Source organism: Acinetobacter faecalis, assembly GCF_034187745.1.
Classification (GTDB): domain Bacteria; phylum Pseudomonadota; class Gammaproteobacteria; order Pseudomonadales; family Moraxellaceae; genus Acinetobacter; species Acinetobacter faecalis.
In genome coordinates, this window is sequence record NZ_JAXHPF010000004.1 from 14792 (window position 1) to 34837 (window position 20046).

Annotated in this window: 23 protein-coding genes and 1 riboswitch; of the genes, 11 read left to right on the top strand and 12 right to left on the bottom strand. The window is 36.8% G+C overall.

What is annotated here, in order from left to right:
* Positions 1–17 precede the first annotated feature (17 nt).
* A complete protein-coding gene (gene sdsA, locus SKM54_RS05180) occupies positions 18–995 on the bottom strand; it encodes an All-trans-nonaprenyl-diphosphate synthase (protein WP_321088171.1) in 978 nt (325 codons plus the stop codon).
* A gap of 420 nt (positions 996–1415) precedes the next feature.
* Between sdsA and rplU the strand changes: the two genes are divergently transcribed.
* The 8 genes from rplU to SKM54_RS05220 all read left to right on the top strand — a co-directional run bounded on the left by rplU (position 1416) and on the right by SKM54_RS05220 (position 7808).
* A complete protein-coding gene (gene rplU, locus SKM54_RS05185; protein WP_004280640.1) occupies positions 1416–1727 on the top strand; it encodes a 50S ribosomal protein L21 in 312 nt (103 codons plus the stop codon).
* 19 nt (positions 1728–1746) lie between these two features.
* On the top strand, positions 1747–2001 hold the full coding sequence (rpmA, locus tag SKM54_RS05190) for a 50S ribosomal protein L27 (protein WP_005097774.1): 255 nt from the start codon (positions 1747–1749) through the stop codon (positions 1999–2001).
* 214 nt (positions 2002–2215) lie between these two features.
* Positions 2216–2914 (top strand): outer membrane lipoprotein chaperone LolA, encoded by a 699-nt coding sequence (gene lolA / locus SKM54_RS05195; RefSeq protein WP_321094568.1) that lies wholly within the window; start codon positions 2216–2218, stop codon positions 2912–2914.
* A 162-nt stretch (positions 2915–3076) separates the two neighbouring features.
* Complete coding sequence (locus tag SKM54_RS05200; RefSeq protein ID WP_321094570.1) at positions 3077–3862, top strand: RsiV family protein; 786 nt, start codon at positions 3077–3079, stop codon at positions 3860–3862.
* 121 nt (positions 3863–3983) lie between these two features.
* Entirely contained in the window at positions 3984–5255 is a 1272-nt protein-coding gene (serS, locus tag SKM54_RS05205; RefSeq protein ID WP_321088174.1) for a serine--tRNA ligase, read from the top strand.
* Positions 5256–5337: 82 nt separating this feature from the next.
* Complete coding sequence (cysG, locus tag SKM54_RS05210; RefSeq protein ID WP_321094572.1) at positions 5338–6714, top strand: siroheme synthase CysG; 1377 nt, start codon at positions 5338–5340, stop codon at positions 6712–6714.
* Between the two features lie 35 nt (positions 6715–6749).
* Positions 6750–7229, top strand: coding sequence for a tRNA (cytidine(34)-2'-O)-methyltransferase (locus tag SKM54_RS05215; RefSeq protein WP_171501227.1), 480 nt, complete (start codon positions 6750–6752; stop codon positions 7227–7229).
* 198 nt (positions 7230–7427) lie between these two features.
* On the top strand, positions 7428–7808 hold the full coding sequence (locus tag SKM54_RS05220; protein WP_321094574.1) for a hypothetical protein: 381 nt from the start codon (positions 7428–7430) through the stop codon (positions 7806–7808).
* A gap of 82 nt (positions 7809–7890) precedes the next feature.
* Here the strand turns inward: SKM54_RS05220 and SKM54_RS05225 are convergent, their stop codons facing one another.
* The 6 genes from SKM54_RS05225 to rpoD all read right to left on the bottom strand — a co-directional run bounded on the left by SKM54_RS05225 (position 7891) and on the right by rpoD (position 14400).
* Positions 7891–9279 carry an APC family permease gene (locus SKM54_RS05225; RefSeq protein ID WP_154772291.1) on the bottom strand — a complete coding sequence of 463 codons (1389 nt, stop codon included), beginning with the start codon at positions 9277–9279 and terminating at the stop codon, positions 7891–7893.
* 261 nt (positions 9280–9540) lie between these two features.
* Positions 9541–10725 (bottom strand): iron-containing alcohol dehydrogenase, encoded by a 1185-nt coding sequence (locus tag SKM54_RS05230; RefSeq protein WP_248102244.1) that lies wholly within the window; start codon positions 10723–10725, stop codon positions 9541–9543.
* A gap of 2 nt (positions 10726–10727) precedes the next feature.
* Positions 10728–11261 (bottom strand): hypothetical protein, encoded by a 534-nt coding sequence (locus SKM54_RS05235; RefSeq protein WP_321094576.1) that lies wholly within the window; start codon positions 11259–11261, stop codon positions 10728–10730.
* 81 nt (positions 11262–11342) lie between these two features.
* A complete protein-coding gene (gene lipB / locus SKM54_RS05240) occupies positions 11343–12023 on the bottom strand; it encodes a lipoyl(octanoyl) transferase LipB (protein ID WP_407061296.1) in 681 nt (226 codons plus the stop codon).
* A gap of 97 nt (positions 12024–12120) precedes the next feature.
* Positions 12121–12408 (bottom strand): YbeD family protein, encoded by a 288-nt coding sequence (locus SKM54_RS05245; RefSeq protein WP_321088179.1) that lies wholly within the window; start codon positions 12406–12408, stop codon positions 12121–12123.
* Positions 12409–12519: 111 nt separating this feature from the next.
* A complete protein-coding gene (gene rpoD, locus SKM54_RS05250; RefSeq protein WP_321091024.1) occupies positions 12520–14400 on the bottom strand; it encodes an RNA polymerase sigma factor RpoD in 1881 nt (626 codons plus the stop codon).
* Between the two features lie 372 nt (positions 14401–14772).
* Between rpoD and SKM54_RS05255 the strand changes: the two genes are divergently transcribed.
* Both SKM54_RS05255 and SKM54_RS05260 read left to right on the top strand, forming a co-directional pair.
* Positions 14773–14976 (top strand): PA3496 family putative envelope integrity protein, encoded by a 204-nt coding sequence (locus SKM54_RS05255; protein WP_171501229.1) that lies wholly within the window; start codon positions 14773–14775, stop codon positions 14974–14976.
* Positions 14977–15042: 66 nt separating this feature from the next.
* The gene (locus tag SKM54_RS05260) at positions 15043–15567 is read left to right on the top strand and encodes a YecA/YgfB family protein (protein WP_154772296.1); all 525 of its coding nucleotides are present in this window, start codon (positions 15043–15045) and stop codon (positions 15565–15567) included.
* Positions 15568–15665: 98 nt separating this feature from the next.
* Here SKM54_RS05260 and SKM54_RS05265 read toward each other — a convergent pair whose 3' ends face one another.
* The 4 genes from SKM54_RS05265 to trhO all read right to left on the bottom strand — a co-directional run bounded on the left by SKM54_RS05265 (position 15666) and on the right by trhO (position 18289).
* Positions 15666–16079, bottom strand: coding sequence for an ABZJ_00895 family protein (locus SKM54_RS05265; protein WP_321089202.1), 414 nt, complete (start codon positions 16077–16079; stop codon positions 15666–15668).
* 34 nt (positions 16080–16113) lie between these two features.
* Complete coding sequence (locus SKM54_RS05270) at positions 16114–16731, bottom strand: DedA family protein (protein ID WP_321094580.1); 618 nt, start codon at positions 16729–16731, stop codon at positions 16114–16116.
* Between the two features lie 42 nt (positions 16732–16773).
* Complete coding sequence (locus SKM54_RS05275) at positions 16774–17061, bottom strand: hypothetical protein (RefSeq protein WP_321094582.1); 288 nt, start codon at positions 17059–17061, stop codon at positions 16774–16776.
* Positions 17062–17356: 295 nt separating this feature from the next.
* Complete coding sequence (gene trhO / locus SKM54_RS05280) at positions 17357–18289, bottom strand: oxygen-dependent tRNA uridine(34) hydroxylase TrhO (protein ID WP_321088183.1); 933 nt, start codon at positions 18287–18289, stop codon at positions 17357–17359.
* 169 nt (positions 18290–18458) lie between these two features.
* Here trhO and SKM54_RS05285 point away from each other — a divergent pair, with 169 nt between their 5' ends.
* A complete protein-coding gene (locus SKM54_RS05285; protein ID WP_321088184.1) occupies positions 18459–18947 on the top strand; it encodes a DUF1289 domain-containing protein in 489 nt (162 codons plus the stop codon).
* A gap of 18 nt (positions 18948–18965) precedes the next feature.
* Here SKM54_RS05285 and ribB read toward each other — a convergent pair whose 3' ends face one another.
* Positions 18966–19625 (bottom strand): 3,4-dihydroxy-2-butanone-4-phosphate synthase, encoded by a 660-nt coding sequence (ribB, locus tag SKM54_RS05290; protein WP_248102250.1) that lies wholly within the window; start codon positions 19623–19625, stop codon positions 18966–18968.
* Between the two features lie 123 nt (positions 19626–19748).
* Positions 19749–19890, bottom strand: a riboswitch (FMN riboswitch).
* Between the last annotated feature and the right edge of the window lie 156 nt (positions 19891–20046).

Consider the following 20046-nt stretch of genomic DNA (forward strand, 5'->3'; position numbering starts at 1 on the left):
TAAGATTTGGCTATGCTTTATTGAATACGGTTTAAAGCTAATTTAGCCAAATTTTCAAGAGCTTGACGATATGGTGTATTTGGTAAGACAGCTAAAGCTTGAAGTGCTGCTTCTGTTTCTTCAGTTGCACGTTTGCGGCAATAATCTAGTGCACCTGAAGATTGTACAATTGAAATAACACGTTCTAAGTTTTCTGTTCCGCCAGTAGCAATACTTTTTCGAACAATTTCACGCTCTTCACCAGAGGTATTTGCTAAAGCTGAGATTAAAGGCAAAGTAGGTTTACCTTCCATTAAATCATCACCAATATTTTTACCTAATGTTTCAGCATCTGAAGTGTAATCCAAAATGTCATCAATAATTTGGAAGGCATTACCAAAGTGACCTGCGTATTTACGTAATGGTTCACGGAATTGATCTTTCCCACTTAAAATTGCTGAACCTTCGGTTGCTAGTTCAAATAAGCGTGAAGTTTTGCCGTGGATAATACTTAAATAAGTTTCTTCTGTTGTATCTGGTTGGTGTTGAGATTGTAATTGTAAAACTTCGCCTTCAGCAATTTCACATGTTCCTGTAGAGAAATCTTTTAATAAGGTCATGTTGTCTAAATCGACCAAAAGATCGAATGAGCGTGAAATGAGAAAGTCACCTACTAAGACTGCTGTTTGATTATTCCAAGTTGCATTTGCAGTAGGGCGTCCACGACGTAAGCCAGATTCATCTACAACATCATCATGAACTAAAGTTGCTGTATGAAGCATCTCAATAATTGCAGCAAGTTTTGTGTGTTTTTCTAAGTTTTCTTCACCACATGCTTTTGCAGCAAGTAAGCACATAATTGGGCGCATACGCTTACCGCCAGCTTCAACAACATGCTTACTAACAGCCATGACTAAAGCAACTTTTGAAGTAATCCCTTCGTTAATAAATGTATCCATCGCGGCAAAATCAGAAGCAACAGGAGCGAGAATGTCTTGCTTAAAATCGATGGTCATGTGAAGAGAAACCTCATTTTTGGAATTGGAACTTAGTTTAACAAATATCTAAAGCTTACAAGCATCATTGCAGATTAATGCAGCCAAATCATACAATTTTAACGATAGCCTGAGAATAGTAACAGGAGTTGCACGTGTAATTAAATATATCAACAACAAACACATTATTTATTATGCTTATTTTACTCTTGTTTTCTTTAAATTGGATGGTTGTTCTTTGTATGAAATACATTCAAATATGAAAAAGGATGGGTGTTTATAAAATAATCAGTGAGCTTTGTCATTTTTTAAGGCAAATCACTTGTTGTTTTTTTGAATATCGCTTAAAATCTCTGCCCTTGTATAACCCCCAGTGGCGTACGTCTTAAGTTCGGTATATTCCTTTATCGGCACGACGACACGGGTAAGTTGGAGTACATTATGTACGCAGTAATCCAAAGCGGTGGTAAACAGCACCGTGTAGTTGAGGGTGAAACCCTTAAAGTAGAATTATTGAAAGCTGAAACTGGCGCTACAATTACGTTTGATGACGTATTAATGTTAGTGAACGGCGAAAGCATTCAAATCGGTGCTCCAGTTGTTGCTGGTGCTACTGTAACTGCTGAAGTAGTTAGTCATGGTCGTCACGACAAAATCCGCATTATCAAAATGCGTCGTCGTAAACACTATCGTAAACAACAAGGTCACCGTCAATGGTTCACTGAGTTGAAAATTACAGCTATTTCAGGCTAATTACGAGGAGTAAATAGACATGGCAACTAAAAAAGCCGGTGGTTCGACTAAAAACGGTCGTGACTCGAATCCTAAAATGTTAGGTGTTAAAATGTACGGCGGTCAATCTGTGACTGCTGGTAACATTATCGTTCGTCAACGTGGTACAGAATTCCACGCTGGTCAAAACGTAGGTATGGGTCGTGACCATACTTTGTTCGCGACTGCTGACGGCGTAATCAAATTCGAAGTGAAAGGCCAATTCGGTCGTCGCTACGTATCTGTTGAAGCGTAAGCTTTAGTAGAAAAAGACCCGCTTTATTGCGGGTTTTTTTATGCCTTGCAAATGTAAAAATTAGTTAGTTATCTTCATCATGATGGATGAAATACGACTTTTAATACTAATAACAATACAAAACTTCTTATTATCTCTAAATTTAGCGATATATTTTAGTTTAAGATAAAAGTCATAAAACGAATTGCGTTGTGCAAATATAAAAGGTGAATGTATGAATATGCTTCGTAAAACAATCTGTGCTGTAGCTATTGGAGCTGTAACTTTGGCACCCGTTATGAGTACGTCTGTTTTTGCTGCAACGCCTGTAGCAGCATCGGAGCAACAAGCAGCAGCTAGCTTGGTGAAACAATTAGAAAGTTTACAAAATATTTCTGCTAATTTTGAGCAAAAGACTACAGTTGAAAATGCTAAACCAGTAAAAAATAAAGGGCTGTCATCTCAGCACATGAATCAAACTTTTAAAGGTGTGATGAAAGTTGCGTCACCTGGTAAGTTTTATTGGGAAATTACATCTCCTGTAAAACAAACGATTGTGACATCGGGAAAAACAATTTGGATTTATGATCCAGATTTACAACAAGCTGTTCGTCAAAGTTTAGATGAGCAAGTTTCAAATACGCCTGCGTTATTGTTATCTGGTAATACAAGTCAAATTATGAAGACCTATCGTATTACTCAGCCGAATAAATCAAAAACTTATTACACGCTGTATCCGAAACAAAAAGATGGTGCATTTCAAAGTTTAACAATTAGCTTTGGAGCAAAAAGTGCGCCTACGCTCATGATTTTGCAAGATTCATTGGGGCAAACAACTTATGTGCGCTTTAGTAATGTTAAAGTGAATGCGGGTGTGCCATCTTCAATCTTTAATTTCACACCGCCAAAAGGCACCGATATTATTGATCAATAAGTATTTATGACTTTAAAAAGCAGCGGAAACGTTGCTTTTTTTATGTAAATTGATAAAGCGTTGCTTGTTAATACAAACAATACTATTTCGTTGTTCCATGTGGCGCTACTAGTTTGTATAGTGTGATTATAGTTGTAAGAAAATAATATTTTGGGGGATGAAATGCTAGGTTCACAATATAAAGTGTTAGGGCTTGTCACTGCGATGATACTTGTGGGTGGTATTTTAGGGTGTAAACCTGTGAATGAGCCTGTAAATGATGGCTCATCAAAAAAGGCAGAAGTTACTGACAGCGCAACTCCAGTCATTATTTCAAAAGTGGTACCAATGGAGCTACCAAGTGCTGAAGTATGTTTACCTGAGGGATGTACACAATATAGTATTCAAAATGTTGAAACGAATATTGATTGGATTAATGACTATTTTTCAGATCGTATTCACAAAGCAGATCCAATAGCATTTGAACCAAAATCTGCGGAAAAAGTTGTTTTTAGTGAGCCTGAAAATGTGGGTTTAAGCCAAAGTACAACAACGGTTCGTTTTATTAGTCAATTTGGTAATATCGCAACTTTCACTATTGATAGTTATATCTACAATGCAGGTGCTGCACATGGTATGTATCATACCGAATATGTAAATTTTGATTTAAAAAATAAAAAGCGTTTATCACTTGAAGATATTGTGATGAAAGATGCTCAGCCTAAAATTTTAAACGCATTATATGATTCAAATTCAATTTGGTTGGAAAATCATGTGATTGAGCGTGCAAAACTTCAATTAAGCGATAATTTTTATTATGGCGTAAATGGTATTGTCTTTGTTTATCCGCTGTATGAGCTTGCAAGTTATGCTGAAGGTATGAGTGAGTTAACATTGCCTTATAGATCTGCAAAAGCATTATTTAAGCCAGAATTTATGCCTAGTTTGCCAAAGTATGTAAATCTGTAATATTTCAATGAGATCTGTATTTTATTGTTCTAATAAGGTGCATGTGTAAGCTGTTTCACTATATTTTTTGCTATGAAGAGCTTACACTATAGCCAGTTTTTTTCTTTCCAAAAGATTGGCTATGATCGACCCAAAATTACTCAGAAATAATATTGAAGCTGTAAATTTAGCTTTAGCTAAACGTGGTGTCCAACTGAATGTTGAAGAGTGGGCATCTTTAGAAGCTCGTCGTAAAGAAATTCAATCGAAGACAGAGTCATTACAAGCAGAACGTAATGCGGGCGCAAAACAAGTCGGTCAAATTAAAAAATCCGGTGGTGATGCATCTGAAATCATGGCGCGCATGTCTGCGATTGGTGATGAAATTAAGGCTGCTGAAGTTGCTCTTGCAGAATTACTTGCAGAAATTGAAGCAAAGTCTTTATCTATTCCTAACTTGCCACATGAATCTGTTCCTGAAGGTAAAGATGAAAACGATAACGTTGAAGTCTTGAAATGGGGCACGCCTCGTCAATTTGATTTTGAAGTGAAAGATCATACTGACCTTGGTGAAATGATGGGTGGTTTGGAATTTGAAACAGCAACGAAGCTTACAGGTTCTCGTTTCAGTGTTCTAAAAGGTCCTTTAGCGCGTTTACAACGTGCTTTAACACAATTTATGTTAGATACGCATACACTTAAAAATGGTTATACAGAAGCGTATGTTCCATATTTAGTGAATGCAGACTCTTTACGTGGTACAGGTCAACTTCCTAAATTTGAAGAAGATTTGTTTAAACTTCAAGGCGAAAAAGAATTCTATTTAATTCCAACTGCTGAAGTACCTGTAACGAACTTTGTGCGTGATGAAATTATCGATGCAGATCGTTTACCACTTAAATATGCAGCGCATACACCTTGTTTCCGTAGTGAAGCGGGTTCTTATGGTCGCGATACTCGTGGTTTAATTCGTCAGCACCAATTCGATAAAGTTGAAATGGTTCAAATTGTTAAACCTGAAACATCTTTAGATGCTTTAGAAGAGTTAACAGGTCATGCTGAAGGTATTTTGCAAGCTTTAGGTTTACCTTACCGTAAAGTTGTACTTTGTGGTGGTGATATGGGCTTTGGTGCAATTAAAACTTACGATTTAGAAGTTTGGGTACCAAGTCAAAATACATACCGTGAAATTTCATCTTGCTCATGTATGGGTGATTTCCAAGCACGTCGTATGAAAGCACGTTACCGTGTAGACCAAAAGAAAACTGAATTTATTCATACATTAAATGGTTCTGGTTTGGCTGTTGGTCGTACATTACTTGCAGTAATGGAAAACTACCAACGTGCAGATGGTTCAATTGAAATTCCTGAAGCATTACGTCCATACATGGGCGGTGCTACATACATCGACTAATAGGTCTTTGTAAGTTCGATAAAGTGCACAAAATTTTGTGCACTTTTGTTTTAAACAGTCAGATAAAGTTTTGAGGTATTTCGTGGATATTTTTCCAATCTCTTTAAAGTTGCAACAGCAACCTTGTCTGATTGTCGGTGGTGGACGAATCGCTTACCGAAAAGCAGTTTTACTTGCGAAAGCGGGTGCGAAAATTCATGTGGTTGCACCTGAAATTGAAGAAAGCTTGTTAGATTTGGTTCATAAAAGCCAAGGGCAATATGTTCAAGCACCATTTTCTTTAGATATTCCATTACGTCAATATAGACTTGTGATTGCGGCAACAAACGACAAAGTTGTTAATGCGACTGTGTTTGAAGTTTGTGAAGCTGAAAAAATTCTAGTAAATAGTGTGGATGATCCTCCGCATTGTCGCTTTATGGTTCCTGCAATTGTAGACCGTTCACCTTTAGTGATTTCAATTGCAAGTAATGGAACATCGCCTGTTTTATCTCGTCAAATTCGAACTCAATTAGAAAGTACAATTCCACATGGAATAGGCAAACTTGCTGAGTTTTCAGGAAAATGGCGCAGTGCGGTAAAAGCGAAAATTCTAAATCCTGATGAGCGTCGTATTTTCTGGGAAGATTTGTACGCAAGTCCACTCAAAGAACAGGTATTTAATGACAACATTGCAGAAGCAGATTGTTTAATTGAACAAGCGTTAATTGAATGGAAAAAACCCAAAGGTGAAGTTTATTTGGTGGGTGCAGGGCCGGGTGATCCTGAACTATTAACACTGAAAGCTTTGCGTTTAATGCAACAAGCAGATGTTGTGATTTACGATCGTTTGGTTTCACAGCCTATTATGGATTTATGCCGCCGTGATGCTGAAAAAATTTATGTCGGTAAAGCACGATCAAACCATGCTGTTCCACAAGGAGGTATTAATGCTTTACTTGTGAAATATGCGAGCGAAGGTAAACGAGTTTGTCGCTTAAAAGGTGGTGATCCATTTATTTTTGGTCGTGGTGGTGAAGAAATTCAAGAACTATTTGATGCGGGTATTGCATTCCAAGTCGTTCCGGGGATCACTGCTGCATCAGGCTGTTCTGCCTATGCAGGTATTCCTCTAACGCACCGCGATTATGCGCAAAGCGTGCGCTTCTTGACAGGACACTTAAAAGAAGGTTCACCAGAACTTCCTTGGAATGAGCTTGTTTATGAAAACCAAACGCTTGTGCTTTATATGGGATTGGTTGGATTGGAAAAAATCTGCGCTAAGTTGATAGAGTATGGTCAACGATCAAATATGCCTGTTGCATTAATTTCGAAGGGAACAACACCACAGCAAAAAGTAGTGGTGGGAACTTTGGGAGATATTGCATCTAAAGTTGCAGAACATCAAATTCAAGCACCAACTTTAACCATTATTGGTGAGGTGGTAAGCTTGCGTGAACAATTACAGTGGCAAGGCTAATCGCCTTGTTACATTGAAAAGAGAAGAGAAAGCCTGTGATTCATGTAGTTTTATATGAGCCTGAAATTCCAAGTAATACAGGGAATATCATTCGTTTATGTGCGAATACAGGCGCACAACTGCATTTGGTTAAACCTTTGGGTTTTGAGCTAGATGATAAAAAATTGAAACGTGCAGGTTTGGATTATCACGAATATGCGCGTATGCAAATTTGGGAAAACTTTGATGAATGTCTTGCGAACTTAAAATCGCAAGGAATTGAGCTAGATGCAATTTATCCTTTAACGACAAAGGGTTCTGAAACACCTCATACATCAAATTTAAACCGTCCTGTTGCTTTATTGATGGGGCCTGAAACACGTGGTTTACCTGAAAATATTCGTATGATGTTTCCTCAAAATCATTGGATCTGTTTACCAATGGCAGCGAACTCACGTAGTTTAAACTTGTCGAATGCAACTGCTGTTATTTTGTATGAAGCTTGGCGTCAGCAAGATTTTAAAGCACTTATATAATTTTGTTTACATATTTAAAGTCACCGAAAGGTGGCTTTTTTTTATCTGATGAATTAATAATTATGTAAAGCTTTTTTAACATGGCTTTGTGAATAATAAAATAGTGTGTATAAGAGCGATATAGCTAATATTTGAGGGTGATTGACGTTGTTAAAAAAAATTAAAAAAATAAATATTTCTATATTTTGCTTAACACTTATGTTTAATGTTGTTGTTCATGCAGATGAGCCTGTTGTGAATAATCAGCCATTAACTAAAGCAGAAATACAACAAGGCATACTTGTGATGAAGCAAGATTTACATGACCGCATAGATGCGTGGGGTGCAAACTTAAAGGCTGAAGATTTTGAAAGAGGTGTATTTTCTGGTCGTCAATTAAATAAGCAAAAGCGCCAAGAAGTTTGTGGGATTTTTCAAGGCGTGATTGATCGTAGTTATAAGCTTGCTGTAGAAAATAAAGCTCGTTTATCTGAAAGTGATCATAAAATTATTGAAGATAGAAATTTATTTATTCAAAGTTTTGGATATAAAAATAATATTGTAGATACCCAAATGGGTTTTAATTGTCGTTTACGTTAAAACGTAGAAATTATCTTTATATTATGGAAATAAAAAAGGCGCATGAAGCGCCTTTTTTATTTTTGAATTAATCTGATGTAGATTAATCAAATTCGTTATGTTGTGGAGCAGGGTGTTTGAAACCTTTAGTTTTATAGCCAAGGTATAAAATACCGAACATTGCCCACCATAAACCGTATTTCAATGCTGTTTCTTCAATTTCTAGCCACATCGCAAAAATACTGATGAAGCCTAGAAGCGGAATCACTACAAAGCTAATAATGTCTTTGGTTGTTTTAGTGCGACCATCACGTAATGCGTAACGTGAAATTACAGATAAGTTCACGAATGTAAATGCAGTTAAGGCACCAAAGCTAATCATAGAAATAACAATGTCTAAGTCCATGAAGCCAGCTGTTAATGCAACCGCACCAACAATCATAATGTTATATGATGGTGTGAAATTTTTCGGACTAATGTGACCAAAAATCTTCTTGTTAATTACGCCATCACGACCCATTACATACATTAAGCGAGATACACCTGCGTGTGCAGAAATACCTGAAGCCATTACAGTCACAATTGCGAATGCAAGAACATAAGCTTGGAAAAGTGATCCACCTACCAGTAATAAAATTTCTGGTTGAGTTTCAGCAATATTCTTAAAGTATGAACCTGGCGCATTCGGGAAATACAACTGCATGAAGTATGTGCTAACAATGAAAATGATACCTGCAATTAATGCAGTTAAGAAAATAGCTTTTGGTAAAGTCTTTTCTGTATCTTTTGTTTCTTCAGCTAGAGAACTTAACGAGTCAAAACCTGTGAATGAGAAACACAGTAAAGTTGCACCAGTAATTAATGGAGCGACAGCAGTAAGCTCATTCCAGAAAGGATCTAAACTCCATAGCTGATAACGTGTTTCTGATGTAATAGGGCCATCAGCGTTGAAGCCAGCTTGTAATTTAGTAAAAATGAGGTAAGTAAATGCAGCAATTACAATTAGCTGAATTAATACAATTAAGCTGTTAAAGTTTGCAACAAATTTAGCACCGCGAAGGTTAACACCTGTCATAAATGCTGTAAGTACAATTACCCATACCCAGTGGTTAACATCTGGGAATAATGCTTCAAGGTAAATTACCGCAAGGATAATATTTACCATTGGAGAAAGTAGATAATCTAACCAAGAAGACCAACCCACCATGAAACCAACGTTCGGGTGAATTGATTTTTGTGCATAGGTATATGCTGAACCTGACGATGGGTAACGGCGAATCATATGACCGTAACTAATCGAGGTAAATAAAATTGCAATAAGAGCAACAATGTATGAAGTTGGCACATGGAAGTGACTTTCTTCAGATACTAAGCCAAACGTATCAAACAATGTCATTGGTTGGATGTATGCCAAACCAATGATAATGATGTGCCAAAGACCTAATGTCTTTTGCAGTTTAGCTGTCGATTGAGTCCCAGAGATATTTGTCAACGGCGTTATCCTCTTAATCGTTGATCAAGGATCAGTCATGTTATAAGGATCGTTTGAGACGAACGATCCCCCCTACATTTGAAACAAAGTGCGCCAATCTACTCTAAATTGAAGCAGTTTGCTAGTAACTTTCTGAATTTTTTTAGCAAACTTTCTGCCAAGTTTTTTTCAAAAAATTAATTATTTGATAACATAATGAAAAGCCTGATGTTTAAAAAATCATCAGGCCTATTTTTGCTATATTGTCCTATTTTTTTTAATTTACCAAGCCTTTTTTAGAATAGTTTTTAGCTCTTCTAAATTTGCTTCTTTAGGATTGTAAATAATAGAACCATCATTGAGTGCCTTTTCAGCAACTTCATCTAATTGTGCTTCAGAAACTTTAGCAGTTTCACGTAAATTACGTGGCAATTTAGTTAATGCATATAAACGATCACGCATTGCTAAAATACCTGAAATTGTTTTTTCTGCACGTAAATGGGCAGGGGTTTGCGCATAAACATCTGCACCAGAAAGGTGCAGTAAAAGTTCGGCAATTTTATCGCCGTTTACATCTTTGTTGTATTCCAGCACATAAGGCAAGAATAAATTCATGCATAAACCATGTGGCAAGTGTGCAACTGCACCTAAAGCATGTCCTAGTGAATGTACAAGTCCAACCATTGAGTTAGAGAAAGCAATTCCCGCCATTGTTGAAGCTTGTGCAAGTTCAAGACGACCTTCTGCATCTGATGGATTATCTAAAACATTAAAAAGATTTTTACTGATTTTTTGAATTGCAGCAGTTGCATATGCATCTGAAATTGGATTGGCTGCCATGCATGAATAAGCTTCAATAGCATGTGTTAATGCATCCATTGCAGTCATAGCGGTTAAATGCGGTGGCAGTGTTTGCGTCATGCGTGGGTCTAAAATGGCAGCATGAGGCATTAAATAATATGAAGCAAATGCAAGTTTTACATTTTTCACAGGGTCGGAAACAACAGCAACCATAGTTACTTCAGAACCAGTGCCAGAAGTTGTTGGAATAACGAAAAATGGTTTTAGTGGTTTTGGTAAATTGTGCGCGCCCGAGTATTTTAGTAAATCATTTCCACCTTCGGATACTAAAATATTGGTGGCCTTAGATGTATCAATTACAGAACCGCCACCAACAGCAATAATGGCATCACAATTATTTTCGCGATAAAACTGTGCAGCCTTTTGCACTGTTTCTAGGCTTGAATCTGGTGGTACATCATCAAAAATATAACCAATATTGGTATCGGTAGACTCAAACGCGGTTTCAATTGGAGCAAGTAAATTATTACTACGCACGCCTTTGTCTGTAATAATCATTGGGCGTTTTGCGCCTAATGTTGAAAGCTCAAAAGGAATGTGCTCGAGTGCCGCATGACCAGCAATGACTTTTACAGGGCAGAAAAATTCATAATACGATTTGGTCATGATTAAGCACTCCGTTTAAAATATGATTGTGCAACTTTTAAGTAAATATTGGCAGCGCCTGTTAATTTATCTTTTAAGCTTAAATTTGCTGGATATTCTTTTACTGCAAGCTCTGCAAGAATTTTTGGTAAAATGAGAGATTCCATTTTATTTAAACAACGAACTAAACGAATGGCGTAAGATAAATCACCATCTGCAATCATTCGGTCGTTGGCAAAAGCTTGCGCTGTACTTTCTTGAAATGAAAATACAAGATAGGCATGGCTTAAATGTTTAAATGTGATTGTTAAGTCTGGCTTGGTTTCACTTGATGAAAGTAAAACAAGTTGATGATCTTCAGTGACTTTGGCGATAAAAGCAGGGCCACTGGGGAATACGTTCATTGAGAGCACAAAGTTCGTTGGAAATTTTGCAACTTCCTGTTGAATTTCTTGATCGACTTGACTAGCCATAACTAAACCACGTCCAATCACATCCATCATGAGTTTAACGTAGGCTTGTTGAAAAGCGGGCTTTACGGATTTATTAGAAATCACAATTGCATCCCATTTAACAATAATTATTTATTTAGAGTATTTACTCTAAAATATTTTAGGTAGAAATGCAAAGTTATTCAATTAATATTGAATGACCTGTACGTCATTAAAGTAACCACTGTTTTGAAAATTTTCAATTACATCAGCACTTAGCTTTGTAAATTTTGGATAATCTTGCATTAAATCCATCATGCGAACCATTTCAAGCCCTGCATAACCACATGGATTAATCGTGTGGAAGCCCATCAATTCACAATCAATATTTAATGCTAAACCGTGGTAGCTACGACCTTTCCGAATTTTAAAGCCCAAAGAGCCAATTTTGCGTTCATCGACATATACGCCGGGTGCATCTGGTTTTGCGTATGCTGTTATATTGTATTTTTTAGCGAGATCTATCATCAGATTTTCAGCATAAGTCACTAATGTTCTTACATTCCAACCTAAACGGTTTAAGTCGAACATAAAATAAATGACCATTTGACCAGGGCCATGCCAAGTAACTTGTCCGCCACGATCTGTTTGTACAACTGGAATATTTGAAGGAATTAATATGTGTTCAGGTTTGCCTGCTTGACCCTGAGTGAGTACATCATGATGTTGTAAAATCCATAATTCATCTGGCGTAGATTCATCACGATTTTCAGTCAAGCTTTTCATTTCATGAAAGCGCGCTTCGTAATCTGTTAAGTCGTTATATTGGCGAATGACAAGATTTGGCTTTGAAACAGCATTCAATGTTGATGCATCCTTAAAATACATAAATACAGTTTTATTATAGTAAATTGATGAGACAAAGAGGGGAAATGTTGCATATCAAATTGATATAAAAAAACACGCTCGAAAGCGTGTTTTAAAATTAAAGCGCTGTCTTAATTAAAGGACAAGCTGCTAAGTCGGCATAAAGCTGATGCACTTGCTCTAATGCTTCAAAACGCAATTGAGCTGTAAGAGAGTGATACTTACCTGTGCGTGATGGCTGAGTGTTAAGAGTGTCAGCATCGAAATCAGGGAAGTGTTTAACCAAAATTTCGAGAACAGCAACACGTAAGTCATCGCCTGCCAAACCAATGAGTTTGATAGGATAATCCATTGGGAAGACCCAAAGATGTTCTTGTAATTCGCGAGATGGTGTACGGTCTAACATTGTAGTCCCCCTTTATATCAAACGCCTGCAAGAGTGCAGGCGTTATGTTTCTCTTCATTACTAAATGGAGATGAAAGTTTAATTTTCAAGTCTCCATTCTGTAATCAAAAATTAGTCATTTTCTAGGAATGAACGAAGGTGTTCAGAACGAGAAGGGTGACGTAATTTACGTAAAGCTTTTGCTTCAATCTGACGAATACGTTCACGTGTTACATCAAACTGTTTACCTACTTCTTCTAAAGTATGGTCAGTTGGCATATCGATACCGAAACGCATTTTTAAGACTTTTGCTTCACGTTCAGTTAAGTTTTCTAAAACTTCACGTGTTGCTTCTTTAAGTCCTTCAGAAGTTGCAGCATCAATTGGAGATGTGATGTTGCCATCTTCAATGAAGTCACCAAGATGCGAATCTTCATCATCACCAATTGGTGTTTCCATTGAAATAGGTTCTTTCGCAATTTTTAGAACTTTACGAACTTTAACTTCGTCCATTTCTAAACGTTCGCCTAGTTCTTCAGGAGTAGGCTCACGACCCATTTCTTGAAGTAATTGACGAGATACACGGTTGATCTTGTTGATTGTTTCGATCATGTGTACTGGAATACGAATCGTACGCGCTTGATCGGCAATAGAACGTGTAATTGCTTGGCGAATCCACCATGTTGCATAAGTTGAGAACTTATAACCACGACGGTATTCAAACTTGTCTACCGCTTTCATCAAGCCGATGTTACCTTCTTGAATCAAGTCGAGGAATTGTAGACCACGGTTGGTATATTTTTTCGCAATCGAAATTACCAAACGTAAGTTTGCTTCAACCATTTCTTTCTTAGCACGACGAGCTTTCGCTTCACCAACTGCCATACGCTTAGAAATTTCTTTAATTTCTTTAACGCTTAAACCTAGGTCTTTCTCGATGTCAGCAATCTTTTGTTGGAAAGCTAAAACATCAGGACGAACTTTTTCTAAATAAGGGCGCAATTCAGCAGGTGTTTTTGCAATTTGCTCATCTAACCATGCAAAGTTAGATTCTTGACCTGGGAATGATGTACGGAATTGATTACGATCCATACGACCACGACGAACTGCATAACGCATAGTTTCACGTTCTGAAGTACGAATGTTCTCATGTGTGCCACGAATCATTTCAGAAATGATGTCAAATAAGCGAGGTGTGAATTTGAACATCATGAATACGTCAGCAAGTGCTTCTAGTGCTGCTGCACCTTCTTTGCTGTTACGACCATGTTTTTCGAAAATAGTACTAGCATTTTGCCAAACTTTTTCAAGTTCAGTGAAACGCGCTTTTGCAATTTCAGGATCTGGACCAGACTCACCTTCAGAATCATCATCACTTTCAGATTCTTCATCTTCATCATCGTCAAGTTTAACGTCTTTTGTCGTTTTAGTTGTTGCTTCTTCTGTTTCGAGTTCAGCTTCTTCTTCTAAAACTTCAGGAATTTCTTCATCACTTTCAGGGTCTAAATAACCAGAAAGAATGTCAGCAAGACGACGTTCACCTGTTTCATAATCTTTGTATTCTTGAAGTACGACTTCAACAGCATTTGGCCAGTAAGCGATTGAATGAAGGACATCTCGAATACCTTCTTCAATACGTTTAGCAATACTGATTTCGCCTTCACGTGTTAAAAGTTCAACTGTACCCATTTCACGCATATACATACGAACAGGGTCAGTTGTACGACCTGGCTCATTTTCTACAGAGGCAAGTACTGCGGCAGCTTCTTCTTCAGCTACTTCATCGGCAGCTTCGCTGTTGCCTTCAAACATCGTATCATCAGATTCAGGCGCACGCTCATGTACAGGAATACCAACGTCTTGAAGCATTTGAATAATGTCTTCAATCTGTTCGCTCTCTGTAATAGAGTCGGGTAGATGATCGTTAACCTCGGCATAAGTTAAGTAACCTTGCTCTTTGCCTCGGCTAATCAGAGCCGCTACTTGCGAAGTAGGGGAATTCATATCGCTCATCTTTGCTTACTCTTTGTTGAATCTGTGGCGTGGAAAAACCGTGCATGATAGCACAATTTGCTTCAAATAGCTTTTGAATTGATCGGTCAAACCAAATTTTATTAAAATGTCTGAATTAACAATTGTATATAAATATGGGGCCAGACTTCGTTTTTTCAAGTCTTGCTTCCTGTTTAAGCTAAAATATTTTTGTAATTTTACCATAACAATAATAGCAAATTTCGTAATGAATAAATACACGATATCTAAGAATATTTTCAAGTGTAAAATCGTGAAAAAAAGAAGATAAATTAAATATTTCTTGACAAGTTTTGTAAAGAACGATAAATAGCGCCTAGACCCATTCACTTTTTTCATTCAGAGGTAGTTTAAGTGTCTTCTACAGATTTTGAACTAGACGATAGCTTCAGTAATGATGACGATGTTAATTTCGATGAATCATCAAGTAAAATTAGTGCAAAAGAGTCATTAGAAAAACGTCGTTTGATTGATGAACTACTTGCACAACGCCGCTTAGAGCGCGAATTAAAAGATTTTGATTACGACTTCGACGACGATGACGATTTAGATGACTAAAACCTACAGTAAAGCAAAAGTTAAATGCTATGCTATACATCTTGAATATCTAAGTTTGGATTTGAAATGAGTGCTTTAGATTTAGACCTGTTGAGTGAATATCTAGATGGTGACCAAAACGAATATGGTCTAGATTTCGCAGCAACTCATGGTTTTTTGTGTGCAGTTGCAGTTGGTCCTCAATTTAGCAAATGGCTAGATGAGCTTTTTGATAATAATCAAAAGAAAGTACCTGCTGAAATTATTACGCAAGTGAAAGCTTGGTTGGAAGCTCTTCGTCAAAATTTAGCCAATGAAGAAGGAATTGAGTTTCCTTTTGAAATTGAAGAAGCAGACGTAGAATCGAGCCTTGGTGATTGGAGTGTGGGCTTTGTTGATGCAATGTTCTTAAACGAAGATGCATGGTTTACGCCTGAATTTGAAGATCAATTAATTGATTTGACATTGCCAATGATGGTTTTCAGTGGTGTAGATGAAGAAGATCCACAAATGGAATCTTTCCGTCGTAATGGTCAGTTGATGGATGAAATTGCGGAAGAAATTCCAGATAATTTAAATGAATTGTACTTGATGTATCACACACCAGCTTAATTGAAATATTAAGTTGCTCTAACAGTGACTTATGTATTACTTAAGCGAATTGTTTGATTTTAAAAAAGCACCGAATACGGTGCTTTTTTTTGCAATGATTATTTTAAATTTTGGTAGGTGTGTTTTGCGTACCATCCATAAGCAATCTGAAATATTGCTCCATGTAATGCAACAAGGCAAAGCATTACAACAGCAGCAAGAACTAGGCCTGCATTATCAGCAGATTTTAAAATTTCTTCTGCATTTGGGTTCATTAAAATTAAAAAGAAAATGAAGAAGCTACCAATAATGAGTGCGACAGCGCTACTTCCCCAAACCAGTTGAATTTTTTCTTCTGGCAATGGAAGTCTTAATTCCTTTTTAACAAACTTTCTTGCACAAATAAATGCAGATGCAATTAATGCAGGGAGTAGCGTGATTCCACCCAGGTTTAGAACAAAAATAAGAATTGTGGTTGCGAGTACTAAAGCAATGCTATAAACAGCAGCAAAGTGTTTTAAATAATACGCCATAAATTCCCCAAGCAAAGTTTTAACATTCTAAGTTTTATAAAATTCGAGATTTTCTCTGATTACGACGATACCATATCCAAGCAACAATAATCAGCACGATTCCTATAATGAAATATCCAACTTGACTGAATATTTTCTGCATAAGAGCTTGGTTTTCACCAAAATAGAAACCAATACAAGCAAGGAAAGTTGTCCAAATAATAGTTCCTAAACTGCTGTAAAACATAAATTTCCAAAAAGGCATTCGACTCATTCCAGCAGGTATGCTGATAAGTGAACGTACAGCAGGAATCATTCGTCCAAAGAACACAATTCTATGGCCATATTTTTCAAACCAAGAGAGTGATTTTTTTACATCTTCAGATTTAATAAATAAAAACTTCCCGTAGCGATCTACAAAATTGAATATAGTTTCGTGTTTGAATTTATAGCCAATCCAATACAGTAGCGTGGCTGCAAGTAAAGATCCTATACATCCTGCAATAATAACGCCTACAAGCAGTAATTGATTTTGCGAAGCCGTATAACCCGCAGAAGGCATAATGATTTCAGAGGGAATAGGAGGGAATACGTTGTCTAAGAACATAAGAATGGCTATACCTAAATAGCCAAGTTGTTCCATTATGGAGATTACCCATTCGGTTAAATTCATAATTTTAAGGAAATAAAAGATTAAATTTTTGTGATCACAATATTAATCAATTTTGACCAAAGTGTTGATATAAACTTTTCTTAAAATGTAAGCAAAGCCAATAGGCAACAGACATAAGAATATTAAAAAATAGAAGGTTGCATTTAGATGGTAGGAAATAAATAACGATAAAATTCCGCCAATAACTGCACCCAAAAATACAATCAAAATGTGTGATTTTCTTTCGAGATTATCTTTAAGCTCAAGATATTTATTTTCAAAGTGAAGTTCAGAAAATGCATAGTTAGGATGTAAATTAGGATTGGATGAGTTTTCTATTAATTTTGACATTTCGAGCACCTATCTTATTTTTCTAAATGATTTAAGCGATTAAATGCAGTTCAAAAATTAACTTAGCAAACTAGAATTATGGATAAGGTTTATTCTTGTGGGATTTACAGCATGAATTTGTTGTTAAGATATTTGATTTGTTTGTTTTTGGTTAAGTGCTTGAATTTTAGTAATAAGTTTTAATGTGTTGTCTGGCTTAGGTTTGGTGGTTAAATTTCAATCATATTTTTTATTATTGTAAATGGACTGTAAGAATGTAAAAAAGGGGCAAATAATTGCCCCTTTTTCTGTCTAATTAAAGACGTTTACGTTTTGCTGCCAAAATTTGTGATTGGCGCATACGGAAACCTTCTTTTTGCTTTTCTGTTGTTTTTTCAATGCAGTAAACACAAGAAACGCCATGTTCATAACTTGGAAGCTCAACTTCTTCCGGAAGTAGTGGCCAACCGCAAGCATGACACTTAATGTTTGCGCCTTCTTCCATACCATGAGTAACAGCAGTACGACCATCAAATACGAAGCATTCGCCTTCCCATAAGCTTTCTTCAGCAGGTGTTTCTTCTAAATATTTTAGAACGCCACCTTTAAGATGGTAAACCTCGTTAAAACCTTCTTGTAAAAGTAAAGATGTCGACTTTTCACAACGAATACCGCCTGTGCAGAACATTGCGATTTTCTTATCTTTATGTTGTTCAAGATTTTGTTTTACGTATTCTGGGAATTCGCGGAAAGTTTCCGTTTTAGGGTCAAGTGCACCCTTAAAAGTACCTGCTTTATATTCGTAATCGTTACGTGTATCAATCAAAATAACATCGTCACGAGCAATAAGTTCATTCCATTCTTTAGGATCTAAGTAGTGACCCACTAAGTCACGTGGTTTAACCTCTACGCCTAAAGTTACAATTTCTTTTTTCAGTTTAATTTTCATTTTACGGAATGGTTTATCAGAGCTGTGAGACTCTTTATATTCCATGTTTGTAAAACCTTCATTTAAAAGAAACTGATGAATTGTATCAACAGCATCACGGTCACCAGCAACAGTACCGTTAATACCTTCGCCTGCAACAATAAGAGTACCGCACAGATTGATTGTTTTTACCAAATCTAATAAACGTTGTTGAAGATCGGCTGGATCTTGAACTTCTTTGAACTGGTAAAGCGCTGCAACAACCCAATCAGTGGTCGCTTGCTGTTCTACAGGTGCAAGCTGTTCTACAGTAGCGTTCATGGAGTACTCCAATATATGTAGGATAAAAAATAAGGCGCATATTCTAACCTGAAAAGTCGGAATTGGCGAGAAAACCCATCCGTATTTATGGTTTTTAAATCTGCATGCAACAGGTATGATGCATATTCGAATTCATTCACACGTTACTGTATTTGTATTGGAGTAGGTTTTGAGTACTGATCGTCGAATCGCATCATTAACACCTTGTGCAGGGCGTTGCTCTACGGTATTTGGTGATTCAGTATGTCGTGGTTGTCGTCGCTTTAATCATGAGGTGATTAAGTGGAATACATATTCACTTGAACAGCAAAATGCTGTTTGGCATCGTTTAGATGCACAGCTTGATCAAATTTTAGTGCCAATGCTACCTTTGGCAAATATTGAAGTAGCTGAAAAATTTGTGTTGTCTAAGCGTGTTCGCTTACGTGATGATGCATCAAAAGGGCGTAAGCTTTACCATGCGTTAAAAATTTGTGAAAAAAATAAAAACTTTGCAGATGAAAGTGGATTAGGAATTCAGTCAAAACAAGTAAAAAGTATTTGGCAAGAATTTGAGCGTCGAGTTTTAGCTTTGGCGACTGCTAGTTTTGAAATGGCATTTTTAAGAGCCGATGTCATGAGTTTAAGTTTGCTAAAAGATATGGAAGAGAGCGATTAAGCTCTCTTTTTTTATAGTTTAAAGGTTGTGTACTAAACGATATTGCACAATTTCTTCAATAGTAATGACCGTCAAATGATGTGTTTGAGCATAAGCCAATACTTGAATGCCTGAAGCCATTGTTCCATCAGGATTGGTAAGTTCACATAACACACCTGAAGGTTTTAAACCTGCTAAGCGAGCTAAGTCAATCGTACCTTCAGTATGACCTCGACGTTCTAGAACACCACCTTTACGTGCACGTAAAGGGAAAACATGTCCAGGTCTATTTAGGTCTGTTGCTATAGCATCATCTTTAATAGCAGCTTTTACTGTTGTTGTGCGGTCTTTTGCAGATACACCAGTGGTTACACCTTCAGCAGCTTCAATAGTAATGGTAAATGCTGTTTTAAACTGACTTGAGTTATCTACAACCATTGGTGGAAGTTCTAGATGATCTGCCAACTCATCGGTTAAGCATAAGCAAACAATACCAGAGCCATCACGAATCATACGTGCCATGGTTTCATCTGTTAATGTTTCAGCAGCAACAATTAAGTCTGCTTCATTTTCACGATCAAAATCATCCATAACCAAAACAGGTTTGCCTTGGCGGATATCTTCAAGTGCTTGTTGTATACGTTCTTCTGCGGGTCTTAAGGCAGAAAAGAAAATTTCGGGTTGAATTAAACTAGACATTGAAACGCTCGCGTAAATTTTAAGTACGATTGAACATTTCAGGACGTGTGAAAATAGGCTCGTAGCGAATTCACTTAATATCTTATAAATAATAAAAGATGAATTAAGTGAATAATAAAGTGCTGTCGTCTTCTTTCATCCGGACTATACCGTCGGCTTTGGAGTTTCACCAAATCTGCGTCATGTAAAATTACATTCGGCTCGTGGGCTAAAAGCTTGAGCTTATTACCACCGGTGGGGAATTACACCCCGCCCTGAAGCGATTAAATTTATTATAGCTCTTTTTGTAGAAAGATAGGATGTTTGAAAAGGATTGTAATTTGCAGAATTTGATATAAGTAAAAAAGAAAATCTGGATTGTTCAGCTTTTTAGCATAATGCAGGAAATATGCTATCGTGCTAGCAATATTAAAATTCATAA

Coding starts and splice junctions, on each gene's coding strand:
- sdsA (WP_321088171.1), bottom strand. CDS start 995: ATGACCATCGATTTTAAGCAAGACATTCTCGCTCCTGTTGCTTCTGAT.
- rplU (WP_004280640.1), top strand. CDS start 1,416: ATGTACGCAGTAATCCAAAGCGGTGGTAAACAGCACCGTGTAGTTGAG.
- rpmA (WP_005097774.1), top strand. CDS start 1,747: ATGGCAACTAAAAAAGCCGGTGGTTCGACTAAAAACGGTCGTGACTCG.
- lolA (WP_321094568.1), top strand. CDS start 2,216: ATGAATATGCTTCGTAAAACAATCTGTGCTGTAGCTATTGGAGCTGTA.
- SKM54_RS05200 (WP_321094570.1), top strand. CDS start 3,077: ATGCTAGGTTCACAATATAAAGTGTTAGGGCTTGTCACTGCGATGATA.
- serS (WP_321088174.1), top strand. CDS start 3,984: ATGATCGACCCAAAATTACTCAGAAATAATATTGAAGCTGTAAATTTA.
- SKM54_RS05220 (WP_321094574.1), top strand. CDS start 7,428: ATGTTTAATGTTGTTGTTCATGCAGATGAGCCTGTTGTGAATAATCAG.
- SKM54_RS05230 (WP_248102244.1), bottom strand. CDS start 10,725: ATGACCAAATCGTATTATGAATTTTTCTGCCCTGTAAAAGTCATTGCT.
- lipB (WP_407061296.1), bottom strand. CDS start 12,023: ATGTATTTTAAGGATGCATCAACATTGAATGCTGTTTCAAAGCCAAAT.
- SKM54_RS05245 (WP_321088179.1), bottom strand. CDS start 12,408: ATGTTAGACCGTACACCATCTCGCGAATTACAAGAACATCTTTGGGTC.
- rpoD (WP_321091024.1), bottom strand. CDS start 14,400: ATGAGCGATATGAATTCCCCTACTTCGCAAGTAGCGGCTCTGATTAGC.
- SKM54_RS05260 (WP_154772296.1), top strand. CDS start 15,043: ATGAGTGCTTTAGATTTAGACCTGTTGAGTGAATATCTAGATGGTGAC.
- SKM54_RS05265 (WP_321089202.1), bottom strand. CDS start 16,079: ATGGCGTATTATTTAAAACACTTTGCTGCTGTTTATAGCATTGCTTTA.
- SKM54_RS05270 (WP_321094580.1), bottom strand. CDS start 16,731: ATGAATTTAACCGAATGGGTAATCTCCATAATGGAACAACTTGGCTAT.
- SKM54_RS05275 (WP_321094582.1), bottom strand. CDS start 17,061: ATGTCAAAATTAATAGAAAACTCATCCAATCCTAATTTACATCCTAAC.
- trhO (WP_321088183.1), bottom strand. CDS start 18,289: ATGAACGCTACTGTAGAACAGCTTGCACCTGTAGAACAGCAAGCGACC.
- ribB (WP_248102250.1), bottom strand. CDS start 19,625: ATGTCTAGTTTAATTCAACCCGAAATTTTCTTTTCTGCCTTAAGACCC.